General features: G+C 39.7%; 17 protein-coding genes. 1 reads left to right on the top strand and 16 read right to left on the bottom strand.

Annotation, left to right across the window (positions count from 1 at the left end):
* Positions 1–273: 273 nt before the first annotated feature.
* Together FJQ98_RS03485 and FJQ98_RS03480 are read right to left on the bottom strand one after the other, a co-directional pair.
* Entirely contained in the window at positions 274–1,128 is an 855-nt protein-coding gene (locus tag FJQ98_RS03485) for a class II fructose-bisphosphate aldolase (protein ID WP_053596468.1), read from the bottom strand.
* A gap of 962 nt (positions 1,129–2,090) precedes the next feature.
* Positions 2,091–2,450, bottom strand: coding sequence for a response regulator (locus FJQ98_RS03480; protein WP_053596470.1), 360 nt, complete (start codon positions 2,448–2,450; stop codon positions 2,091–2,093).
* 155 nt (positions 2,451–2,605) lie between these two features.
* Here FJQ98_RS03480 and FJQ98_RS03475 point away from each other — a divergent pair, with 155 nt between their 5' ends.
* Positions 2,606–3,136 carry a DUF2529 family protein gene (locus FJQ98_RS03475; RefSeq protein WP_053596471.1) on the top strand — a complete coding sequence of 177 codons (531 nt, stop codon included), beginning with the start codon at positions 2,606–2,608 and terminating at the stop codon, positions 3,134–3,136.
* A gap of 234 nt (positions 3,137–3,370) precedes the next feature.
* Here FJQ98_RS03475 and pyrG read toward each other — a convergent pair whose 3' ends face one another.
* The 14 genes from pyrG to FJQ98_RS03405 all read right to left on the bottom strand — a co-directional run bounded on the left by pyrG (position 3,371) and on the right by FJQ98_RS03405 (position 22,635).
* On the bottom strand, positions 3,371–4,963 hold the full coding sequence (pyrG, locus tag FJQ98_RS03470) for a CTP synthase (RefSeq protein ID WP_053596472.1): 1,593 nt from the start codon (positions 4,961–4,963) through the stop codon (positions 3,371–3,373).
* 737 nt (positions 4,964–5,700) lie between these two features.
* Positions 5,701–6,240, bottom strand: a complete 540-nt coding sequence (gene rpoE / locus FJQ98_RS03465) for a DNA-directed RNA polymerase subunit delta (RefSeq protein WP_053596473.1) — start codon at positions 6,238–6,240, stop codon at positions 5,701–5,703.
* Positions 6,241–6,392: 152 nt separating this feature from the next.
* Positions 6,393–6,551: a hypothetical protein gene (locus FJQ98_RS03460; protein ID WP_198926923.1), complete on the bottom strand. Its 159-nt coding sequence runs from the start codon at positions 6,549–6,551 to the stop codon at positions 6,393–6,395.
* Between the two features lie 152 nt (positions 6,552–6,703).
* A complete protein-coding gene (icmF, locus tag FJQ98_RS03455) occupies positions 6,704–9,952 on the bottom strand; it encodes a fused isobutyryl-CoA mutase/GTPase IcmF (protein WP_053596474.1) in 3,249 nt (1,082 codons plus the stop codon).
* A 319-nt stretch (positions 9,953–10,271) separates the two neighbouring features.
* Entirely contained in the window at positions 10,272–10,904 is a 633-nt protein-coding gene (locus FJQ98_RS03450) for a TetR/AcrR family transcriptional regulator (protein WP_053596475.1), read from the bottom strand.
* A gap of 3 nt (positions 10,905–10,907) precedes the next feature.
* Complete coding sequence (locus FJQ98_RS03445; protein ID WP_053596476.1) at positions 10,908–12,044, bottom strand: acyl-CoA dehydrogenase; 1,137 nt, start codon at positions 12,042–12,044, stop codon at positions 10,908–10,910.
* 238 nt (positions 12,045–12,282) lie between these two features.
* Positions 12,283–13,419, bottom strand: a complete 1,137-nt coding sequence (locus FJQ98_RS03440; protein ID WP_053596477.1) for an acyl-CoA dehydrogenase — start codon at positions 13,417–13,419, stop codon at positions 12,283–12,285.
* A gap of 69 nt (positions 13,420–13,488) precedes the next feature.
* Positions 13,489–14,340, bottom strand: coding sequence for a 3-hydroxybutyryl-CoA dehydrogenase (locus tag FJQ98_RS03435; RefSeq protein WP_053596478.1), 852 nt, complete (start codon positions 14,338–14,340; stop codon positions 13,489–13,491).
* The gene (locus FJQ98_RS03430) at positions 14,340–15,545 is read right to left on the bottom strand and encodes an acetyl-CoA C-acetyltransferase (protein WP_053596479.1); all 1,206 of its coding nucleotides are present in this window, start codon (positions 15,543–15,545) and stop codon (positions 14,340–14,342) included. Before FJQ98_RS03430 ends, FJQ98_RS03435 begins: the two co-directional genes overlap by 1 nt.
* A 197-nt stretch (positions 15,546–15,742) precedes the next feature.
* Positions 15,743–17,968 (bottom strand): heterodisulfide reductase-related iron-sulfur binding cluster, encoded by a 2,226-nt coding sequence (locus tag FJQ98_RS03425; protein ID WP_053596480.1) that lies wholly within the window; start codon positions 17,966–17,968, stop codon positions 15,743–15,745.
* A gap of 662 nt (positions 17,969–18,630) precedes the next feature.
* On the bottom strand, positions 18,631–19,194 hold the full coding sequence (locus FJQ98_RS03420) for a cob(I)yrinic acid a,c-diamide adenosyltransferase (protein ID WP_053596481.1): 564 nt from the start codon (positions 19,192–19,194) through the stop codon (positions 18,631–18,633).
* A 5-nt stretch (positions 19,195–19,199) separates the two neighbouring features.
* Positions 19,200–20,666, bottom strand: a complete 1,467-nt coding sequence (locus FJQ98_RS03415) for an adenosylcobinamide amidohydrolase (RefSeq protein WP_053596482.1) — start codon at positions 20,664–20,666, stop codon at positions 19,200–19,202.
* Entirely contained in the window at positions 20,663–21,655 is a 993-nt protein-coding gene (locus FJQ98_RS03410; protein WP_425492696.1) for a FecCD family ABC transporter permease, read from the bottom strand. Before FJQ98_RS03410 ends, FJQ98_RS03415 begins: the two co-directional genes overlap by 4 nt.
* A gap of 5 nt (positions 21,656–21,660) precedes the next feature.
* Entirely contained in the window at positions 21,661–22,635 is a 975-nt protein-coding gene (locus FJQ98_RS03405) for an ABC transporter substrate-binding protein (RefSeq protein WP_053596484.1), read from the bottom strand.
* Positions 22,636–22,856: the final 221 nt, after the last annotated feature.

Genomic DNA, 22,856 nt, shown 5'->3' with positions numbered 1-22,856 from the left:
TATTTCCTCCTGATCACTATTTTGGTTCATCACCATAATTGAGGTTGATTTCCGTTCCGACTGTGCGCTTTCCTAGGGCCATTCAGTTGGAACGGAAATCAACTTATACATACGTTTAACAAATATTATCCCAAACTCTTGGTGCTGAGCCTTATAATTGAATATTTGCCAAAAATTTTTTATTTCAAAAACAAGAGAAGGTCGATAACTGCATCAACACTTCTCTTATTATGTGTATTCATCTGTGCTTTTGTAGCATGTTAGATGCAGAATTTATGCTTTTTGTGCACTGCCAAATTCGCGGATTTTCCCAATAACTGTTGCTTTAATCGCTTCACGTGCCGGAGCAAGGAATTTACGAGGATCATAAACAACTTTATCATTATCAAGAACTTCACGGATTACTTTTGTAGCAGCAATTTGATTTTCAGTATTAACGTTAATTTTTGCTGTACCTAATGAAATTGAACGTTGGATATCTTTTGTAGGGATACCAGTTCCACCATGTAATACTAATGGAAGGTCTGCTAAGTTTGAGATTTCTTCCATTTCTTTAAAGCCTAAGTTTGGTTCTCCTTTGTAAGGACCATGTACAGAGCCAAGTGCTGGTGCTAAGCAGTCGATATCTGTTAGCTCAACCATTTTACGGCATTCTTCTGGATCAGCGTACATAATACCACCGATTACGCCATCCTCGTCACCACCTACTGTGCCAAGCTCAGCTTCAACAGAAATACCTTTCGCATGAGCGTATTCAACTACTTTTGAAGTAATTGCAATATTTTCCTCGAATGGGTGGTGAGATGCATCAATCATAACAGAAGTGAAGCCTGCATCAATTGCCTCTTTACATTTTTCAAAGCTTGAACCATGGTCAAGATGAATAGCTACTGGTACTGTAGTTCCATAAGATTCCATTAAACCTTTTACCATGTGTACAACGGAGATGAATCCGCCCATATATTTACCTGCGCCTTCAGAAACGCCTAGAATAACTGGAGATTTTTCTTCTTCTGCTGCTTGTAAAATTGCTTGAGTCCACTCAAGGTTGTTGATGTTGAACTGCCCAACCGCATAACCTTCTGCTTTTGCTTTAATTAACATCTCTTTCATAGATACTAATGCCATACTAAAAATCCTCCTCTATAGGACTATTCTTTCTACATAGATATGCTATTTAATCATAGCAAAAATAACAGCCCCTGAAAAGCAGGGGCTGTTATTTTCTGCACGAAAGCGCAGTGTAACGAAGCGACAGTGCCAACCGTAGTGCAGTGTTAACGGAACGAAGGTTACGCGAAAGCGGAGTGCAACGCAGCGACAGCGTCTTCTTTTCTGCACGTAAGCGAAGTGTAACGGAGCGGCAGTGCCAACCGTAGTGTAGTGTTAACGGAACGAAGGTTACGCGAAAGCGGAGTGCAACGCAGCGGCAGCGTCTTCTTTTCTGCACGAAAGCGGAGTGCAACGGAGCGGCAGTGCCCAACCGTAGTGTAGTGCAACGAAACGAAGGTTAGCCCCTGAAAAGCAGGGGCTGTTATTTTCTACACGAAAGCGCAGTGCAACGGAGCGGCAGTGCCAACCGTAGTGTAGTGAAACCCAACGAAGTTCTAGTGGCTGGGACAAAACTGGTCAAAACCTTTAAAAGCGCGAAAAATCAATTTAGAAACGTTTATTTCTTGTGCTTTTTTGAAGTTAAATTTTGCGTAAAAAAATATGCTTATGTCATAAGAGGCGCAAATTATCAGTGCGGTCAGATAGTGGTGCATGAAGGTAGATGTCGATATTTTTCGAAAGTTGGGTGATAAATCGAGAAAGTTGGTCGATAAATTAAAAAAGTTGGTCGATAAATCGAGAAAGTTGGTCAATAAACAATCAAAAGTTCTCGATAAATCTCAAAACTGCAGCTCATCGGACGCCTCCTCAATGCGAAAGCGTAGCGACAGCAAAGCGCCGAGTAGGAGCGGAAATCAAACCTCACGTTATGATGAGCCTTATATTTCGGAAGCAAAATGAATATGAAACGATAGAACATTACTTCAAATCGAATAATAACCATAAAAAACAGGCGGTGTTGACCACTGCCTGTTCATCTAAACTTTTAACGTATTATTAACCTCATCACGCACTTCAAAAATATCAAAAGGCTTAGTAAAATATCGGATTGCTCCTAAATCTAATGCTTCCTGTACAACATCCAGTTCACCATATGCAGTCATCATGAATACCGGAAGTTGTGGCCACTTTTCTTTTAAGCGCTTTAAAATTTCTATGCCATCCATTCCTGGGATTTTCATGTCTAATAGGACGCAATCCATTTCCTCCTCCTCTGCATATCGTAGTGCTTCAGTACCATTTGCAGCTAAATATGTAACATAACCTTCCTTTTTCAACACTTCATTCAAAAGCAAACGAATTCCTGGTTGATCATCGACAATTAGTAATCGTTTCACATTTCATTCCGCCCTTTTTGAGTTATTATTCTTGCACCAAAACTTCCTATATTATGTATTATTCTCCTTCAACAGCTTAATACCTTCTAGTATTATAAATTATCTATTTTGCTTTATGCTCTTTTCAAACATATAATATTGATTGAGGTGGGACCATGTCAAAAATTCTAACAACACAACTGAGTGGATTATTACAAAGAATAACACAAAATGAAGAGGAAGCTATTGAAGAAACAGCACGATTACTTGCACAAGCAGGCATTGGTGAAGGTAACGTTTATTTCGCATGCTTTGGTGAAATGCAAGTTGTCGAATTAAATGCATGTCAAGCTGTGGAACGTTTTGCTAAGCTAGTTCCTTGGACAAAAGATACCGTTATTACTGAAGCTGATCGTGTATGTATTTTTACCCGTGGCGCACATGATGAGGAGGCATTAGCCTTAGCGCATCAATTAAATAATCATTTTATTCCATTTGCAGCGGTTGCTAGCGAAGTAGCAGATTCTGAAAACCCACTGGCAGATTTGGCGTATACGTATATTTCTACACGCATACGCGGTGGATTATTACCGAATGATTTAGGAGAGCGCATAGTTGTGCCACATTCTATTGCTGCCCTTTTTGTTTATGAAGCAGTAAAAATTGCTTATGATGAAATGCTTGCTCTTGATGATGAAGAGCTATAAAGAATCTATAAAGCTCCTTTTGTTCGTTTTATAGGAATACTTTGAAGATTTATCGAAACAAAATCGCTCTTTATCGAAACTATTTGAGCTTTTATCGAAACAAAATCTCATTTTATCGAAACTTTTTGGGCTTTTATCGAAAAACAAGCTCATTTTATCAAAAAAATCAACCCCTCGTTTTGCCGAAGAGCTATAAAAAGAGTTGTCTCAGCGCTTGAGACAACTCTTTTTTCATTATTTGAATGTTGCTCCGATAAAATCACGGAACAATGGCTGTGGACGATTTGGACGTGATACTAACTCAGGGTGGAATTGGCATGCTACGAAGAAATCATTTTCTGGTAACTCGATAATTTCTACTAATTTACCGTCAGGACTTGTACCTGAGAAGACAAGACCTGCAGCTTCCATTGATTCACGATATTCATTGTTAAATTCATAGCGGTGACGGTGGCGTTCATAAACAAGCTCTTGAGCATAGGCTTTGCTTGCCTTTGAACCATCTTTTAACTTACATGGATATAAGCCTAAACGTAATGTACCACCAATATCTACAGTATCGTTTTGATCTGGTAAGAAGTCAATAATAGGATATTCTGTATTTGCATCAAGTTCTGTAGAATGTGCGCCTTGTAAACCAAGTACGTTTCGAGCAAATTCCACTGTCGCAAGTTGCATACCTAGACAAATACCTAAGAATGGTACATTATTTTCACGAGCATATTGTGTCGCTAAAATTTTACCTTCAACTCCACGATCACCGAAGCCACCTGGAACTAAAATTGCGTCAGCCCCTTTTAATAGCGTAGCAACATTGTCAGCATCTACATGTTCTGCATTAATCCAGTCAATCTCAATATCAGAATTAAATGCATAGCCCGCATGCTTTAATGCCTCTACAACAGAAATGTAAGCATCTTGTAGCTCTACATACTTACCTACTAATGCTATTTTTCGTTTATTTGGTAAGCTCTTCACTTTCGCTACAAGCTCACGCCATTCTTCCATATCCGCCTCTGGTGCATCAATGCCAAAATGGTCAAGTACGATATCATCAATATCTTGTGCATGAAGGTTTAGAGGTACTTCATATAAATGTTCTGCATCGCGAGATTCAATAATTTCGTGTGGCTGAACATCACAGAATAAAGCTAATTTTTCTTTCATATCCTCAGGCACTTCTTGCTCGGTGCGCACAACGATAATATTTGGTTGAATACCTAAAGAGCGCAATTCTTTTACAGAATGCTGAGTTGGCTTTGTTTTTAGCTCGCCCGCAGCTTTAATATAAGGAATAAGCGTACAATGAACATACATCACATTGTTATGACCTAAATTTGTTTTCATTTGGCGAATTGCTTCAAGGAATGGCAGTGATTCAATATCTCCAACCGTTCCGCCTACTTCTGTAATAACAACGTCTGCATTCGTTTCACGACCAGCTCGTTGAATACGATCCTTGATTTCATTTGTAATGTGAGGAATTACTTGTACTGTTCCACCGTTGTAATCACCACGGCGTTCTTTTTGTAATACAGACTGATAAACACGACCTGATGTTACAGTGGAATGTTTTCCTAGGTTAATATCAATGAAACGTTCGTAGTGACCTAAGTCTAAGTCAGCTTCTGCGCCATCATCTGTTACGAAAACCTCGCCATGTTGATAAGGACTCATTGTACCTGGATCAATATTGATATATGGATCAAATTTTTGAATCGTTACTTCTAATCCGCGATTTTTTAATAAACGACCTAGAGATGCTGCTACAATCCCTTTTCCAAGTGAAGACACAACCCCACCTGTTACAAAAATATACTTTGTCATGAAAAAATCCTCCTTATGTTGTTCTAAAAATTGCTAGTAAGAAAAGTACATTCACGACACATGCTGATTCTAAGCATTGATGCAAATGTTTCGGCAGGCTAAGAAAATAAGTATTTCTCACCCCTAAAATAAGAAAAGCCGAGAATGCCTACACACATGTAGTCGATTCGAAGCTGTAATCGTTTCTATCTCTTTTCTACTTTCCTTTTAAAATGTTTTAACATATACTCAATCACCGCTTACTATACATCATAAATAATTAAGAGCATTACTATTCATTCCGTAGTTATAAACATGGGAGAACTTGACTGAATAAAGTTAAAAAATAAAAAAACGCTCCTCCTGCATAGGTTTGCAGGGGGAGCGTATTATATACACGGTCTTTCTCCTTTAATTAAGGAGCCCAAGTAAAAGATTAAACGTAACCGCGATAGAAGTCAAGATTTTTTACTACAAGGATAAAAGAAAAAAAATTCAAAGAGTAATTTTCATCAATTATGCCTCGGCATAATTGCGTCCGGAATCGGCTTTGTGCTTAGGCCTGCACGAGGGCCGACACGATGTCGGTCATTTCGGTAATGCCACAGGACGTGGCGTTTTTACCGATGCAGGTCAGTTAGCCGTTATCGCATGGATGCGATGATTTTAGGCTAACATCCTCTGTGAACTCCTTTCCGATTTCCGTGACATCCGCCGGAGGCTTCTAACTTATTTCAGCGGATCTTTGCTGAAATAAGTTAGATTTCTTCCTCTTCTTCTTCTTCTTCAAAATCTTCATCTTCAACAAAGTCTTCGTCGATTTCCTCATCGATTTCTTCTATATCTTCTTCTTCTTCTTCAAAATCAATCTCTTCTTTATCTTCTTCTTCCTCGTCTAGCTCATCTTCTTCAACGAATTCTTCATAATCTTCATCAAAGTCAATCTCTTCTTCTAAATCTTCTTCCAAATCATCTTCATCAATGGTAGCTTTAGATTTTTTCTTATGAGTTTTAACAGAAGGAGCTGTTTCTTCTTCAATTTGTTCAACTTTATACCATTCACGTAAGCCCCAGCCAGTCTCCTGATTAAATAAGAAGCGGCCATCTACATTTAAATCTGTGTAAAATTGTAGTAGGCGAGGCTTCATTTCTTCATCACTATAGCCCACAAGCTCTTGAATTATTGTTAATAAGTCATTATAAGACATTGAGGTACGTTTTTCATTTAAAATTGCATACGTTAAGTTAATTAACGATTCTTCCGTTAATTGTTCCTTTGTCATTTCACGAAAATTCATTCGTGCACTTCCTTTCCCTCATCACAATGGACGTTTTAAAATTATATATTGCTTTATTTTCGGAGCGCAGCAAAAAAAGCCGCACAAAAGTAACTTTCCATATCATAAGCATAATACCCATTATATACAAAGTTTTATCCTCATTGCTAGCTTCAATTACTGTTTTTTATATCACGCATTTTTTTTATCCCACAGTAAAACAAATAGACAGATAATAATAATAAAGGAACAGCGCCAATCTGCTTATCATACAGGAAAATAACTCCTAACACTAAAGCTAAAATAATGATGTAGTGAATAACTGATTTCATCCTCTACTGCGCCTCCCCTTTTTTTTACAATTCTATTATAACGGAAATAAAAAGAAGTGCCTAATCCTAAGACTAGACACTTAAAAATACAGCAGCATTTTGTATCAAATAGAATAAATGCCAAAAAGGAAGAAGTTATGCACGTTTACGATTTACATATTACGACGATATTGTCCGCCTACTTCGTATAAAGCCTTCGTGATTTGCCCTAAGCTAGCTACTTTTACGGTTTCCATTAACTCCGCGAAAATATTGCCATTGTTTACAGCTACTTGTTGTAAACGAGCAATAGCCGCTTCAGTCCCTTCTCCATGTTGCTTCCAGAAGGCATGTAAATTATGAATTTGCGTCTCTTTTTCTTCCGTCGATGCACGCGCAATTTCCATATTGTCAATTTCATCCGCTGAAGGTGGATTCGGATTTAAGTATGTGTTCACACCAATGATTGGTAACTCACCCGAATGTTTTAGCATTTCGTAGTACATGGATTCCTCTTGGATCTTACCGCGCTGATATTGTGTTTCCATTGCACCTAGCACGCCACCACGATCATTGATACGATCAAATTCTTCTAATACCGCTTCTTCTACAAGGTCCGTTAATTCTTCCACAATAAATGCACCTTGTAATGGGTTTTCGTTTTTCGCTAAGCCATGTTCCTTCGTAATAATCATTTGAATGGCCATCGCACGACGTACAGATTCTTCCGTAGGCGTTGTAATGGCCTCATCATATGCATTTGTATGCAATGAATTACAATTATCCTGTAAAGCCATTAATGCCTGTAATGTTGTGCGGATATCATTAAAATCAATCTCCTGTGCATGCAAACTACGTCCAGATGTTTGGATATGATATTTAAGCTTTTGCGCACGTTCATTGGCGTTGTACTTATCACGCATCACAACTGCCCAAATACGACGAGCTACGCGTCCAATAACTGTGTACTCTGGATCAAGTCCGTTAGAGAAGAAGAATGATAGATTTGGTGCAAAATCGTTAATATTCATTCCACGACTTAAATAATATTCCACATACGTAAAGCCATTTGCTAATGTAAAAGCCAACTGTGAAATTGGGTTCGCTCCAGCTTCGGCAATATGATAACCAGAAATAGATACTGAGTAGTAATTACGAACTTTATAATCGATAAAGTATTGCTGAATATCTCCCATCATACGTAATGCAAACTCTGTTGAGAAAATACATGTATTTTGCCCTTGATCTTCTTTTAAAATATCTGCTTGCACCGTTCCACGCACGACCTGTAATGTTTTCTCTCGTGTCTCCGTAAATTCTTCAACTGTCAAAGGGCGACCAAGTTCTTTCTCATGTAGTTTCACTTGCTGATCAATAGCCGTATTCATGAACATCGCCAAAATAATCGGTGCAGGACCGTTAATGGTCATCGATACTGAAGTTGATGGTGCACATAAATCAAAGCCTGCATAAAGCTTTTTCATATCCTCTAACGTACAAATGGATACACCCGACTCTCCAACCTTGCCATAAATATCTGGTCGGTAATCTGGATCTTCACCGTATAGCGTTACCGAATCAAATGCTGTTGATAAACGTTTTGCATCATCATCCTTCGATAAATAATGGAATCGTTTATTTGTACGCTCAGGCGTACCCTCACCAGCAAATTGTCGCTTCGGATCTTCACCTTCACGTTTAAATTGGAATACCCCCGCAGTATAAGGGAATTCACCAGGTACATTTTCTCTATAAACCCAACGTAAAATTTCACCGTAATCTACAAATTTCGGCAAGGCAACTTTAGGAATTTTTGTACCAGAAAGGCTTGTTGTCTTTAAAATCGTGCGAATTTCCTTATCACGAACTTTCGTTACAAATTCGTCCCCAGCATACGCTTCTTTTAAAGTCTGCCAATTATCTAAAATGCGCTTAGATTCAGCCGTTAATTCATCTCTGACACCTTCCGCTAAAGAAGCAAGAGAAGCAACAAGTGCATCATTTGGTGCTTTTTCCTTAACCGCTGCAATAGCTCCCTCTAATTGGAATAGACGGCGAGCAAATTCCACCTGTTGCTCTGATTTTTTGTGATAGCCACGCACAGTATCTGTAATTTCTCGTAAATAATAACGACGATCGTTTGGAATAATAATATCCTGCTTTTGAGTTTTCGCAAATTGCTCATAGCCTGTTTCCCAATTACTTCCTGTATTCTTATTAATGATATTTACTAATGCAGCAAATAAAGCATTCGTTCCTTTATCATTAAATTGACTTGCAATCGTACCGTAAACAGGCATATTATCAAGTGATTCATCCCAAAGCTCTCGCGAACGTTGGTATTGCTTCTGCACTTGGCGTAATGCATCCTCAGAGCCTTTGCGTTCAAATTTATTGATGGCGATAACATCCGCAAAATCAATCATGTCAATTTTCTCAAGCTGCGTTGGAGCACCAAACTCACTTGTCATAACGTACATGGATAGATTCGTATAGTTTGTAATTTCCGCATCACCTTGACCAATACCACTTGTTTCTACAATGATTAAATCATAGCCTGCTACTTTCACTACATCTAGCACGTCCCCAATCGAAGCAGAAAGCTCTGTACGAGATCCACGGGTTGCTAAACTACGCATATATACTCGATTATTGAAAATCGCATTCATACGAATTCGGTCACCAAGTAAAGCCCCACCTGTTTTTTGCTTTGTCGGATCGACAGAAAGAATCGCTACGCGTTTATCTGGGAATTCTTTCAGGAAACGACGAATTAATTCATCCGTTAAGGAAGACTTACCCGCACCACCAGTTCCTGTAATACCTAATATAGCTGTCCCTTTCGAGCGTTTGCGAGCTTCTACTAGCATATTTTTCGTTTCTTCATCGTCATTCGACTCTGCAGCAGTTATTAAATTCGCTAAAATTTCTGGTGTTTCTGTCGTTAGAGCATCAAGCTTTTCTTGATAGTTACCTGTTGCCGTTTGGAAATCGGTCCCCTTAATTTTCTCATTAATCATCCCTTGTAATCCTAAGACACGTCCATCCTCTGGTGAGAAAATCCCTGCAACCCCATAAGCATGTAACTCTTTAATTTCACGTGGTAAAATAACACCACCACCGCCACCATAAATTTTAATATGCGGCGCTCCCTTTTCACGCAGTAAATCATACATATATTTAAAGTATTCCATATGTCCACCTTGATAAGAAGATACAGCAATACCTTGAGCATCCTCTTGAATCGCAGCATTTACGACTTCTTCCACGGAGCGATTATGTCCTAAATGGATTACCTCTACACCGCTTGATTGTAAAATACGTCGCATAATATTGACCGAAGCATCATGCCCATCAAAAAGACTTGATGCTGTAACAAAACGTACGTGATTTTTTGGACGATACACTTCTACCTTTGTCATATGAAATCCCCACTTTCTCCCCTTAATGTTCTTTATCGACTCATCATCATAACGTGGGGTTGATTTCCGTTCCGACTGTGCGCTTTCCTGGGGGCGTCCGATGAGCCGCTTCACTCGCTTTGCTCGCTCCAGGGTCTCATCTGTGACGCTGATCCCCGAGGAGTCGCCCAGTCTCCACTCCAATCAACTTATTTACATGGCATACGTTTTTAACAAATACTATCCCCTACTTTTGGTGATGAGCCTTTTCATTTATAAAAAAAGTCGGTAATTGCAATGTCGCTTTATGCAATTACCGACAACCCCTTAACGGAACTTATTAGAACCCCTTTATGCCTGAAATAAACAATGTTATTTGCATTTCAATAAATTCATCAATAGAATGTTGACGATGGAGCGCCCATTTACGGAATGCCCAGCTTTGTCCAGAAACGACTAAGTTATTTGCTGCCAAATGGATTTGTTGATCCGTCATCGTTATCTCACCTGACTGCACACAGCGTTTTAGTAATCGCTCAAAAGTACCAACCATTTCAAACTCCTTACTAAATACATAACGTTGTGCTTCTTTTGACAATGATTTAGTTTCTTGATACATGATTGTCAGCTCATCAACCATACTATCAATTTGCAAGAAATACTCTCGAATCATTTCCTTTAACTCTTCTATAGTTCCTGCCTTAATCTCATAACTTGAAAGTCGCTCCATTGCATGGTGATAAATACTATCACATACAAGGTAAAGGACATCTTCTTTAGTACGTATATACTCATATAATGTACCGATACTAAAGCCTGCAGCTTTTGCGATTTCTCTCGTTGTGGCACGATGAAAACCTTTTTCTTTAAATAATTTAATGGCTCCCTCTATCATTTGTTCTCGACGAATGGCGATAAGATTTTCATCTTTTACCGTTGACTGTACTTGGGGTCTTTTATCTCTTTCTGTCATATGTTATTTTGTCAACATACGAGAGATAACAAGACGTTGAATCTCTTGTGTACCTTCGTAAATTTGTGTAATTTTCGCATCACGCATGAAGCGCTCAACTGGATAATCTTTCGTATAACCATATCCACCAAAGATTTGAACCGCCTCAGTCGTTACATTCATCGCAGTATCGCCAGCCATTAATTTCGCCATTGCAGATGCCTTACCATAAGATAGACTATTTGATTCCAACCAAGCTGCTTGATATGTGAGCAGTCGAGATGCTTCAATTTGAGTTGCCATATCCGCTAATTTAAAGGAAACACCTTGGTTGGCAGTAATCGGTTTACCAAATTGCACACGTTCTTTTCCATATTCAACCGCTGCATCTAATGCTCCCTGTGCAATCCCTACAGCTTGAGCTGCAATACCATTACGTCCTCCATCAAGTGTTGTCATCGCAATTTTGAAGCCTTCTCCCTCAGCTCCAAGCATGTTTTCTTTCGGAACGCGACAATTTTCAAAAATAATTTCAGTTGTAGGAGATGAACGAATCCCTAATTTTTTCTCCTTCTTACCTACCGAGAAACCTTCAAATCCAGCTTCAACGATAAAAGCAGTTGTGCCATGTTTAGCTTCTGGATCTGTTACTGCAAATACAACATATGTATCTGCTACTCCACCATTCGTAATGAAAATCTTCGAGCCGTTTAAAATATAATCATCGCCATCACGTTTTGCATATGTTTTCATACCACCAGCATCAGAACCTGAGCCTGCCTCTGTTAAGCCATATGCACCGATATGTTTACCTTCTGCCATTGGACGAAGATATTTTTGTTTTTGTTCTTCATTACCGAATTTAAAGATCGGCCAACCAGCAAGCGAAGTATGTGCTGATAAAGTTACCCCTGTTGACGCACATACACGTGATAATTCTTCCACTGCAATGACATACGCAAGATAATCAAAGCCTGCACCACCGTATTCTTCTGGCCATGGAATACCTGTTAAACCTAGCTCCGCCATTTTATCGAAAATTGCACGATCAAACTCTTCATTCTCGTCACGTTCCGCCGCTGTTGGTGCCACTTCATTAATAGCAAAATCACGAATCATTTCACGTAATTGCTCATGCTCTTCTGTTAATTGAAAGTTCATTGTCCATTTCCCCTTTTTCGTTAGACTCTGTTAGTGCTATATTGTTGATTTCTATATTTGATCATGTTTCTGCGGTATGCCTCGGGAAACTGAGCAAATCTCTTGGTTACCTGAGCAGTTCTCCGGATAACCCGAGCGTTTTATTGCTCGACCTGATCATTTATTCAGATTACCCGAGCGATTTTTTAGCAATCAACATCATCCGTTAAAAATCAACTTTGCAACATAACATCAGACCTTATTTAAGTAAATGTTTACTAATGACTAGTTTTTGAATTTCACTTGTACCCTCGTATATTTCTGTTACCTTTGCATCACGGAAATAACGCTCTACGGGATAGTCTGTTGTATAGCCGTAGCCACCAAAAATTTGTACAGCATCGATCGCTGTTTGCACCGCTGTACGAGAGGCAAAGAGTTTCGCCATCGAGGCCTCAGCTCCACATGGCAAACCTTTTGAGCGTAAATCTGCTGCGCGATAGACTAATAATTTTGCTGCTTCTACAGCAGTCGCCATATCAGCAAGCTTGAAGCCAACCCCTTGTTGTGCTGCAATAGGTTTTCCGAATTGAACACGCTCTTTGGCATAAGCAGTAGCTGCTTCTAACGCCGCTTCCGCAATGCCTAAAGCTTGTGCAGCAATACCAATACGTCCAACATCTAAGTTGGCCATTGCAATTTTAAAGCCTTCTCCCTCTTCCCCAAGAAGGTTTGTAGCTGGAATACGGCAGTTGTCGAATGTTAGTTGAACTGTACGTGAACCGTGTAAGCCCATTTTATGTTCATCTTTCCCTATGATTAAGCCTGGTGTTCCTTTTTCAACAATAAATGCTGAAATACCACGTGTTTTTGCCGCAGGATTCGTTGATGCAAAGACAATATAAACATCTGCTTCTCCACCGTTTGTAATAAACACCTTGGAGCCGTTGATGACATATTCATCTCCATCTCGTACTGCTTTTGATTGTAGAGAGCCAGCATCAGAACCAGCGCTAGGCTCTGTTAAACAAAATGCCCCTAAATATTCTCCAGCAGCAAGCTTCGGAACATAACGTTTCTTCTGTTCATCGTTACCGAAATAAATAATGGGATTTGTTCCAACCGATGTATGCACAGATAAAATAACACCCATTACTGCACTAACCTTCGATAGTTCATTGATAGCAATTATGTACGATGTAAAATCCATCGCTGAGCCGCCTAATTCCTCAGGCGTCGTGATCCCCATTAAACCTAATTCTCCCATTTGTGCAAGGAGTTCGCGTGGAAACTCTCCTGCCTCCATACGTTCTACCCACGGTTCAATTTTATCCTGAGCAAAATTCCGAACCATATCACGCATCATTATTTGTTCATCTGTAAATTGTAAATGCATCTATAATGTCACCCCTAAATGTTGTCCCGTAGCATCCCATTTCGTTTGAATCGCCCCATCCCCATAGGATTATTCATAAACGTAAAAGCCTCTTCCAGATTTTTTACCTAGCCAGCCCGCCGCCACATATTTACGAAGCAATGGACAAGGTCTATATTTACTATCACCTAAGCCCTCGTGTAAGATCTCCATGATGGATAGACATGTATCAAGACCAATAAAGTCTGCTAATGTCAACGGACCCATCGGATGATTCATTCCGAGCTTCATCACATCATCAATAGCTTCTTTCGATGCTACACCCTCATACAATGCGTAGATCGCTTCATTAATCATTGGTAATAAAATACGATTCGAAATAAAGCCTGGGAAGTCATTTACTTCCACTGGAGTTTTCGATAATTTTACTGTCATGTCTTCAACCGATTTGTAGACTTCATCACTTGTTGCTAACCCTCTAATAATTTCTACAAGCTTCATAACAGGTACAGGATTCATAAAGTGCATACCAATCACTTGCTCTGGACGATTTGTTACAGCTGCAATTTCCGTAATTGGTAAAGATGATGTATTCGTAGCTAAAATGGCATGTGCCGGTGCAATCTGATCAATTTGCTTAAAGATGGATTGCTTCACTTCCATATTTTCCACAGCTGCCTCGATGATAATATCTACGTCACTAGCATCCTGTAAATCTAGTGACATACTAATACGACCTAAAATAGCCGCCTTCTCATCTTCAGTTTTACGACCCTTTTCGACATCACGTGTCAGGTTTTTCGTAATGACTCCTAAACCGCGTTCGAAAAATTCTTGCTTCATGTCGTTCAGTTTGACATCAAAACCAGCTTGTGCACAAACTTGTGCAATGCCGGAGCCCATTTGTCCAGCACCAATAACCATCACTTTTTGAATTCCCATCATTCGTGTCCCCCTGTTTTCGGTACTTCAATCATAATCGCATCGCCTTGCCCTCCACCTGAGCAGATTGCAGCAATTCCGATACCACCGCCACGACGTTTTAATTCATGTGCAAGTGTTAAAATAATGCGTGCTCCAGACGCTCCAATTGGATGACCTAGTGCAACTGCACCACCGTTAACATTGACCTTTTCAGCGTCTAAATCTGCTAGCTGCTTGCTGACAAGAGCTACTGCTGCAAAGGCTTCATTGATTTCGATCAAATCAATGTCAGCTAATGCTTTCCCTGTCTTTTTCAGTAATTTGTTAATAACAAGCCCTGGTGTTTGTGGGAAGTTCTCCGGTTCAATAGCAAGCTCTTCATGGCCAATAATAACTGCAAGTGGCTCTCTACCTTCACGTGCTGCACGTTCCTCACTCATAACTACTAAGGCACATGCACCATCATTAACGCCAGGTGCGTTACCTGCTGTAATCGTTCCGTCCTTGTCAAAGGCTGGCTTGAGTTTTGCAAGTACCTCCATTGACGTACCAGCTCTAGGTGCCTCATCTGTATCGACTTGAAGCGGTTCTCCCTTACGTTGCGGAATTTCCACAGGCACGATCTCTTCAGCAAAGTAACCTTTCTCAATTGCTGCAAGTGCACGTTCTTGACTGCGAACAGACCAAGCATCCTGCTCCTCACGGCTTAACGAATATTCTTTCGCTGTTGCATTACCGTAGCTTCCCATAGGCGGCCTTGCCTTATTAAAGGCACATGTTAAGCCATCATATAGCATGCCATCCACCATTGTTGAATCGCCCATGCGTAAGCCTGTTCGACCATTTTGAAGATAATACGGTGCATTGGACATGGACTCCATACCACCAGCGATAATTACTTCTTCGTCCCCTAATCGAATTAGCTGATTCGCTAGTGTTACAGCACGCATCCCTGACGCACAAACTTTGTTAATCGTTTCTGTTTTCACTACTACTGGTAAATTAGCTTTGATCGCAGCCTGCCTTGAAGGAAGTTGGCCCTGTCCCCCTTGTAAAACGGAGCCTAAAATTACTTCATCCACTTCATTAGGCGAAATATTCGCTTTCTCAAGTGCCCCTTTTATGGCGATTGCCCCTAAATCACTTGCGTTTAATGCTGATAGTGAACCTCCAAACTTACCAAATGCAGTTCTTGTTCCTGCTAAAATTACAGCTCTATTCAAGTAAAACACCCCTTTTGTTTTACGTTCTAGAAGAAGTATCAGAGCACTTGCGTTGACTGAACGCTCGCTCGACCTCTTGCTATGAAAAATGGGAGTTTAAAGTTAACTCCCATTTCCATTTAATCTTATTCTACAAAACAATTATTTATTGTGCAATTTATATTTTTCAGATAACGAAAATATTTCTGCAATAACCATCATTTTTCTGCGTTAGTCTCTGCATTCTTTTCTTGTTCGACATTTTCTACAGAAGCTACTACTTCTTCAACCATCACATCTGCTGCTTCTTCTTCAACAGAATTCTCAACAGCTTTTACTTTTTCACCAAACACAGAACGCTCTAATAGTTCTGCAACATCGAATGTACCGATTGAATCCTCAACCTCTTTTGCCTTTGTGCCATCCTCAAGCATTGTTAAGCAGTAAGGACATCCAGAAGAAATAACTGAAGCATTCGTTGCTAAAGCTTGCTCTGTTCTTGCTACGTTAATTCGGTTGCCGACATGCTCTTCCATCCACATTAAGCCGCCACCTGCGCCACAGCACATTGCTTCCTCACGATTACGCTCCATTTCCACAAGCTTAATACCTGGAATACCTCGTAAAATCTCACGTGGTGCATCATAAACATCGTTATAACGACCTAAATAACAAGAATCGTGGAAAACAATCGTTTCATGAACTTCGTAATTTAACGCTAGACGATTTTCATCAATCAATTGATTCAATAGTTCAGTATGGTGGTAGACCTCGCCCTTCCAGCCAAAGTCTTGGTACTCATTTTTAAAGATATTGTAGGCATGCGGATCAATCGTAACGATTTTCTTCACATCGTTTTTCTCAAACTCATCAATATTTGCTGTTGCGAGCTCTTGGAATAAAAACTCATTTCCTAAACGACGAGGAGTATCCCCTGAGTTTTTCTCTTTATTTCCTAAAATCGCAAACTTCACGCCTGCCTCGTTTAATAAACGACAGAAAGCTAATGCAATTTTTTGCGAGCGGTTATCAAATGCACCCATTGAGCCAACCCATAATAAATATTCCATTTCCTCGCCAGATTTTTTCAGCTCTTTCACTGTTGGAATATGAATGGTTGGATCTAGGTCACGCCAATTTTCTTTTTCTTTACGGTTTAAGCCCCAAGGATTGCCTTGACGCTCGATATTTGTCATCGCGCGTTGTGCATCAGGGTTTACTTTTCCTTCAGTCATTGTTAAATAACGGCGCAAGTCAATAATTTTATCGACATGCTCATTCATAACAGGACATTGATCCTCACAGTTACGGCAAGTCGTACATGCCCAAATCTCTTCTTCTGTAATGACATCACCGATTAAAGAAGGGCTATAGATATCTTCAATGACTGCACCCTCAGCACCAGCTGCCAACGCGAGCTGATTCCCCTTTGTATTAGCAAAGAATTGATAAGGTACCCAAGGTTTTTGCTTTGTCACAACAGCACCTGTAAATGTTAAATGATCACGAAGCTTCACGATTAAATCCATCGGTGATAGCATTTTCCCTGTTCCTGATGCTGGACACATATTTGTACAGCGTCCGCACTCTACACAAGAATATAAATCTAGCATTTGTTTTTGTGTGAAGTCTTCAATACGTCCGACACCAATTGCTGGAATATCCTCTTCATCTTCAGCATTTTCTAATGCTTCAAAATCGATTGGTGTTAGTGTACCTGTACGATCTAAACGGTTCATGTACACATTAATCGGACTTACAATCAAGTGGAAATGCTTCGATTGTGGTACATACACTAAGAATGTCAATAGAATTAGTAAGTGCGCCCACCACATCACATAGAAAACAACAGCAGCTGCTGATGCTGGTAGGAAGCTAAAAATAGCTGCAATGCCAGATGCAACTGGCTCTGTATAACTTAGTTCTTCACCATGCCAAATTAATCCCATACCATTTGCAAGTAATGTTGAAACCATTAACCCACCAATGAAAATTAAGACAAGACCATTTTTCCAGCCTCGTTTTAGACGTACTAGCTTTTCTACATAACGACGGTAAAATGCCCACACAACCGCCACTAAAATCATTAATACTACAAGCTCTTGGAAGAATGTAAACACACTGTAGAAAATGCCAAGTGGCAAATGTGATCCAGGTACTAACCCCTTCCAAATTAAATCAATGGCCCCTAGCTGCACCATCAAAAATCCATAGAAGAACATGACGTGAATTAAACCACTCTTTGGATCTTTTAATAGCTTGTTTTGGCCAAGTACATTGACCATAAGATAACCTATACGTTCTTTAACACTTTCATCAAACTCAACCTTTTTCCCCAATTGCACAAACTTATAGCGTGTTTTTAACAGATAGAAGAACAATCCTACTGCATAAAGCACAACCACGACTGTTAGAACAATGTTTGCAATTACTAATGGACTCATGGTTGGTCCCCCCTTTAGTTTGTCGTAAGTTTCTCTCTTTGTGATAAATTTGCTAGTTCATACGTAAATGTACGTCATTCCATCATTATATTCCTATTCTAATAAATGAGTGAGCATTCAGTCAACATAAAACGGAAATATTTCTGATAATTTTATATTCTTACATTTTACAAGCGAAAAAGCCACCCTGAATTTAAAGAGGGCACTAAAACACAAAAGAAATTTTCATTCAATTATATTACAAATCTATCTTTAACTGTATTTAGATACTCAAAAAAGCCGACTTGCATCATGTTTTTGATGACAAACCGACTTTTTCAGTGCCCTAAAATTCAAAATAACTATTTCTTTTCAAAACTAATATGAGCTTTCACCATAACGTAGGATTGATTTTCCTGGGGGCGTCCTTAGTTGATAAAAACTGAAATTATTCCGATAAAATGAGATTTTGTTCCGATAAATGCTAAAATTGTTCCGATAAAATGAGATTTTGTTCCGATAAATCTTCAAAGTTTTCATCTAAAAATGAATTCATCACAATAACGTGGAGTTGATTTCCGTTCCGACTGGGCGCTTTCCTGGGGGCGTCCGATGAGCCCGTAGCGGAAATCAGCGTCTTCGAATTAATTCGAATGTATAAAAATGGTTAATCAACACACCTGTTATTTTTTAAAAACATTGCCACTTCGAATATATTCAACATCCGCGACATTCAGACGGAAATTAACAACACGTGCAACTGCAAATAAATAATCAGATAGACGATTTAAATACTTTTGCACAATCGTCGGTACATCATCCATTTCCTTCATAAGCGTTACCATTTGACGTTCTGCTCGACGCGCTACTGTACGAGCAATGTGTAAGGTTGCGGCTGCTGGTGCACCACCTGGTAAAATAAAGCGCTGTAATGGTGGTGCTTCATCTGACAATGCATCAATACGAGATTCCAACACTTCAATTGGCTGCTCTGTAAGCTTATAATGACGCTCCTTCATAACGTTAGCAAGGTCGCCACCTGCATCGAAAAGCTCGTGCTGAATCGTTTCTAAATCAATTAGAATATCCTTGAATAGCTCACGATCTAATTCACTTACGGCCTTGCCAATAAAAGAATTTAATTCATCGATTGCCCCATAAGTCTCTACGCGTAAGCTATCTTTGTCAACGCGACCTCCGATAAGACTTGTTTTCCCTGTATCGCCTGTTTTCGTGTAAAGCTTCATTTCTCTCATCTCCTAAAATTGTTTTTATAATTTTTTATTGCCTGTACAGTTGTTTCAAAAACACCTTTACCGATTATCTTACCTACATCAGTAATTGGGCCCCCATACAGCATTTCTTCCCCTTTTTGTGTCGCCGCAATCAATAAACTATCTGTAGCAGTGCCTGTTGCAATCGTACCACTAAGCTCATCACGAATATCTTCTGATTGCAATGCCTTTGTCTTTGCCTCATTAGCTGTCATCATCGCTTGGAAAAACGCTTCTTCTGATAAACAACCATTAACAATGACCCACGTATTTATAGTACCAATATATGGTTCATCCTGTCTTTCATGTGTGCGTGACACATCAACAGCATTGCCAATACCAGCAGTTACAGCAACAAGGACGCTACCAAAGGAAGCTTTAAATTCATTAATAGCTACAAGTTCTGTCGGGACAGCCGTTAACATGACGACTGTGCTTGTAGATGAGAAAAGCTCCTTTTGTAAAAATTCAGCGACCTCTCCCTTTACATCACTAATCACATAATCTATTGGTACAGAGCGATTTAACAGGCAATCATACCAACCGATACCCGGATTATGGACAGCTGAGGAAACCGTTTTTAAAGGAAACTCTGACTTAAGCTGAATGTAATGATCCGTAACAGTGAAATTTACTTTTTGAATGACAGCACGTTGCTGATGTTCAACTGAAGCTGGCATCATTGTAATTTGAGGTTTTGGAATTTCAGGATGTGCATATGTCGCTACGCGCGCATGATAGACGTCTTCGATTTGCGAGGCAATTAATACTTCATGTGGTGCCCCAAATGCTCGCATCCGCCCCCCTTCCATTAGTAATAATTCATCACAATAGAGGGCAGCTAAATTCATATCATGTAGCACCATAATAACGGTTAAACCACATTCTATTGCTTCCTTTCGCACCATATCTAAAATTTGACGTTGATGGGCAATATCTAGATGGTTCGTTGGTTCATCTAACAGTAATATTTCCGCTGTTTGTGCAAGAGCTTGGGCTACAAAAACTCTTTGCTGTTCACCGCCCGACAAAAATTCCATCGATGTCTGTTCATAGCGTTTCACACCGGTTTGCATCATTGCATGTTGGACTGCTTGTTCATCGCGTTCAGTCCAGCTTGAAAAGAAGCCAGTTTGATGTGGATAACGTCCAAGTGATACTGCCTCACGTACACTGTTGGAAAAGGCATTGGCATGTAATTGTGGTAGTACCGCCATTTTTTTGGCCAATGCACGGGCATTGTAAGAGTTGATATTTTTACCATCTACTAATATAGTGCCTGCAGTTGCTGGTAATATGCCACTCATTACTTTTAACAGCGTCGATTTTCCGCTACCATTCGGCCCTAAAATCCCAAGTACTTTCCCTTTTTCAACGGAAAAACTAATATCATGGACGATCGGCACATCTTCATAGCCGCCAGAAAGATGTTTAACAACAATCATGCCCGTACCCCCTTACTTCTACGTTGCTTATAAAAAATATAGGAAAAGACGGGCGCCCCAATAAAGGCAGTAATTACGCCAATCGGTAGCTCTCTAGGCATAATAATTGTTCGTGCTATTAAATCGCAAATAATGAGCAAAGTTGCCCCATTTAAAAATGATAATGGCAATAAATGACGATGATCAGAACCCCAAAGCATCCGCGTCATATGGGGTACAACTAAGCCAACAAAGCCAATCGTGCCAGAAACAGCTACCGCCGCTCCAGTCAACATTGATCCACCTACTAAAATTAAATATTTACTGCGCTTAACATTGACACCTAAATGCTTCGCACGTTCTTCTCCATATAACAGAACATTTAACTCACGTCTTTGTGTCCAGAGCATGATCGAACCAATTATTACAAACGGAATAATCATTTGAACGTATGGCCAACCACGCATCGATACTGATCCGAGCAGCCAGCCAATAACTTGCCGTAGCTCCTCACCGGATAATGCAATCATTAAAGAAATTAAGGAGCCTAAAAACGAACTAAATATGACTCCTGTTAAAATAAGGGTTTCCATTTTCAGTGAGCGATCTATTATTCTAGCAAAGCCCATGACAGCTACCATCGTTAATATTGCACCTATCATACTGAAGGTTGGCAATGTATAATGGCCAACTACCGGTATTGATACACTAAAGAAAATCGTCATCACTGCGCCAACAGATGCACCCGAGGAAACCCCTAACGTATAAGGATCTGCCAATGGATTTTTTAATAAACCTTGAAAAGCTGCCCCTGCAATGGCAAGAGACGCCCCGACAAGCCCTGCCAGCAGGACTCGAGGTAAACGAATTTTCCATAAAATATTGGCAGCTGTTTCATCAGCCGCCTTATTCCACAATACTTCTAGTGGAACATGAACCGAGCCTATCGCTACGCCACACCAGATGCTAATGATCAGAAGCGTAATTGCTGTTACATAGGCTATTAATATTCTACTCACTGAAACGCCTCAGGGTAGATAGCTTTCGCTAATTCTTCAAGACCATCTGCTAAACGCGGACCTTGACGACTCGTCGTATTTTCATCTACTTGTACAATGTCCTTGTTTTTCACGGCAGTAATTGTCTCAAAGCCTGCACGTTGTGGAATTTTCGTTAAAATATCAGGTACATAATTATATGTCACTACAATGACATCTGGATTTTTCGCGATAATTTGTTCAGCATCAATTTTATACCAGTTATCTGCATCTGCTGCTACATTTTCGGCATGAATCATATTTAGCATTTCATTCATAAATGTACCTTTACCAGCTGTATAAATTTCTGGCTCATCAGACGTTTCTACAAAGACTTTCTTTGGTTTAACACCCTCAAGTTTTGTTTGAACTTCTTCAACTTTCGCCTTCATATTTGCGACAATTTTTTGAGCCTCTTCTAGCTTCCCTGTTGCACGACCTAGCTGTTCAATTGATGTGTATGTGTCATTAAAGTCTTTAGCATTTGCAACAACAAATACCTTCACGCCTGCAGCCTCAAGCTGTTCAATTGCTCCTTCTGAAAAAGTCATACTCGATGCATGCGCAAAAACGATATCTGGCGTTAAAGCAATAATTTGCTCAATATTATACTCCATGCCCCCAACCTTTTCTTTTTCAGTAGCCTCCGCTGGGTAATCATCATTATCTGTTACACCAATTATTTCATCATTTAAGCCAAGGCCGAATAAAATCTCAGTGTTACTTGGAATGAGCGAGACAATTTTTTCAGGTGGTGCTTCTAGCGTAATATCCTTGCCAGTCGCATCCGTTATCGTCATCGGGAATGCTGCTTCGTCAACTTTTGATGTCTCTTGTTGCTTCTGCTGTTCAGAAGATGGTGACTTTTCATTTGTTTCCTCTTTTGCATTACATCCAGCAACCAAGCCAATAGCTAAAAATGCTGATAATCCTATTTTCCAAAATTTCTTCATGTGAAAATCCTCCTTAGTTTATCTGTGCGTATATTTTAACGACTTGTTTTTCTGATTTATCGATATATTTTAGCTTTTATCGCACAAGGTTGTGGGTTTATCAGCCGACATTGGGTTTATCACCCAACATTATGAGTTTATCGCCTAACATTGTTGTTTTATCACTCAACATCGGGTTTATCGCTCAACATTGTGGATTTATCGCCCAACATTTTAGGTTT

It is taken from the genome of Lysinibacillus agricola (assembly GCF_016638705.1).
In the GTDB taxonomy this organism is placed as follows: Bacteria; Bacillota; Bacilli; order Bacillales_A; family Planococcaceae; genus Lysinibacillus; species Lysinibacillus agricola.
This window is presented reverse-complemented; position numbering and strand designations above follow the sequence as displayed.

Coding starts and splice junctions, on each gene's coding strand:
- FJQ98_RS03485 (WP_053596468.1), bottom strand. CDS start 1,128: ATGGCATTAGTATCTATGAAAGAGATGTTAATTAAAGCAAAAGCAGAA.
- FJQ98_RS03475 (WP_053596471.1), top strand. CDS start 2,606: ATGTCAAAAATTCTAACAACACAACTGAGTGGATTATTACAAAGAATA.
- pyrG (WP_053596472.1), bottom strand. CDS start 4,963: ATGACAAAGTATATTTTTGTAACAGGTGGGGTTGTGTCTTCACTTGGA.
- rpoE (WP_053596473.1), bottom strand. CDS start 6,240: ATGAATTTTCGTGAAATGACAAAGGAACAATTAACGGAAGAATCGTTA.
- FJQ98_RS03460 (WP_198926923.1), bottom strand. CDS start 6,551: ATGAAATCAGTTATTCACTACATCATTATTTTAGCTTTAGTGTTAGGA.
- icmF (WP_053596474.1), bottom strand. CDS start 9,952: ATGACAAAGGTAGAAGTGTATCGTCCAAAAAATCACGTACGTTTTGTT.
- FJQ98_RS03450 (WP_053596475.1), bottom strand. CDS start 10,904: ATGACAGAAAGAGATAAAAGACCCCAAGTACAGTCAACGGTAAAAGAT.
- FJQ98_RS03445 (WP_053596476.1), bottom strand. CDS start 12,044: ATGAACTTTCAATTAACAGAAGAGCATGAGCAATTACGTGAAATGATT.
- FJQ98_RS03440 (WP_053596477.1), bottom strand. CDS start 13,419: ATGCATTTACAATTTACAGATGAACAAATAATGATGCGTGATATGGTT.
- FJQ98_RS03435 (WP_053596478.1), bottom strand. CDS start 14,340: ATGGGAATTCAAAAAGTGATGGTTATTGGTGCTGGACAAATGGGCTCC.
- FJQ98_RS03425 (WP_053596480.1), bottom strand. CDS start 17,968: ATGAGTCCATTAGTAATTGCAAACATTGTTCTAACAGTCGTGGTTGTG.
- FJQ98_RS03420 (WP_053596481.1), bottom strand. CDS start 19,194: ATGAAGCTTTACACGAAAACAGGCGATACAGGGAAAACAAGTCTTATC.
- FJQ98_RS03415 (WP_053596482.1), bottom strand. CDS start 20,666: ATGATTGTTGTTAAACATCTTTCTGGCGGCTATGAAGATGTGCCGATC.
- FJQ98_RS03405 (WP_053596484.1), bottom strand. CDS start 22,635: ATGAAGAAATTTTGGAAAATAGGATTATCAGCATTTTTAGCTATTGGC.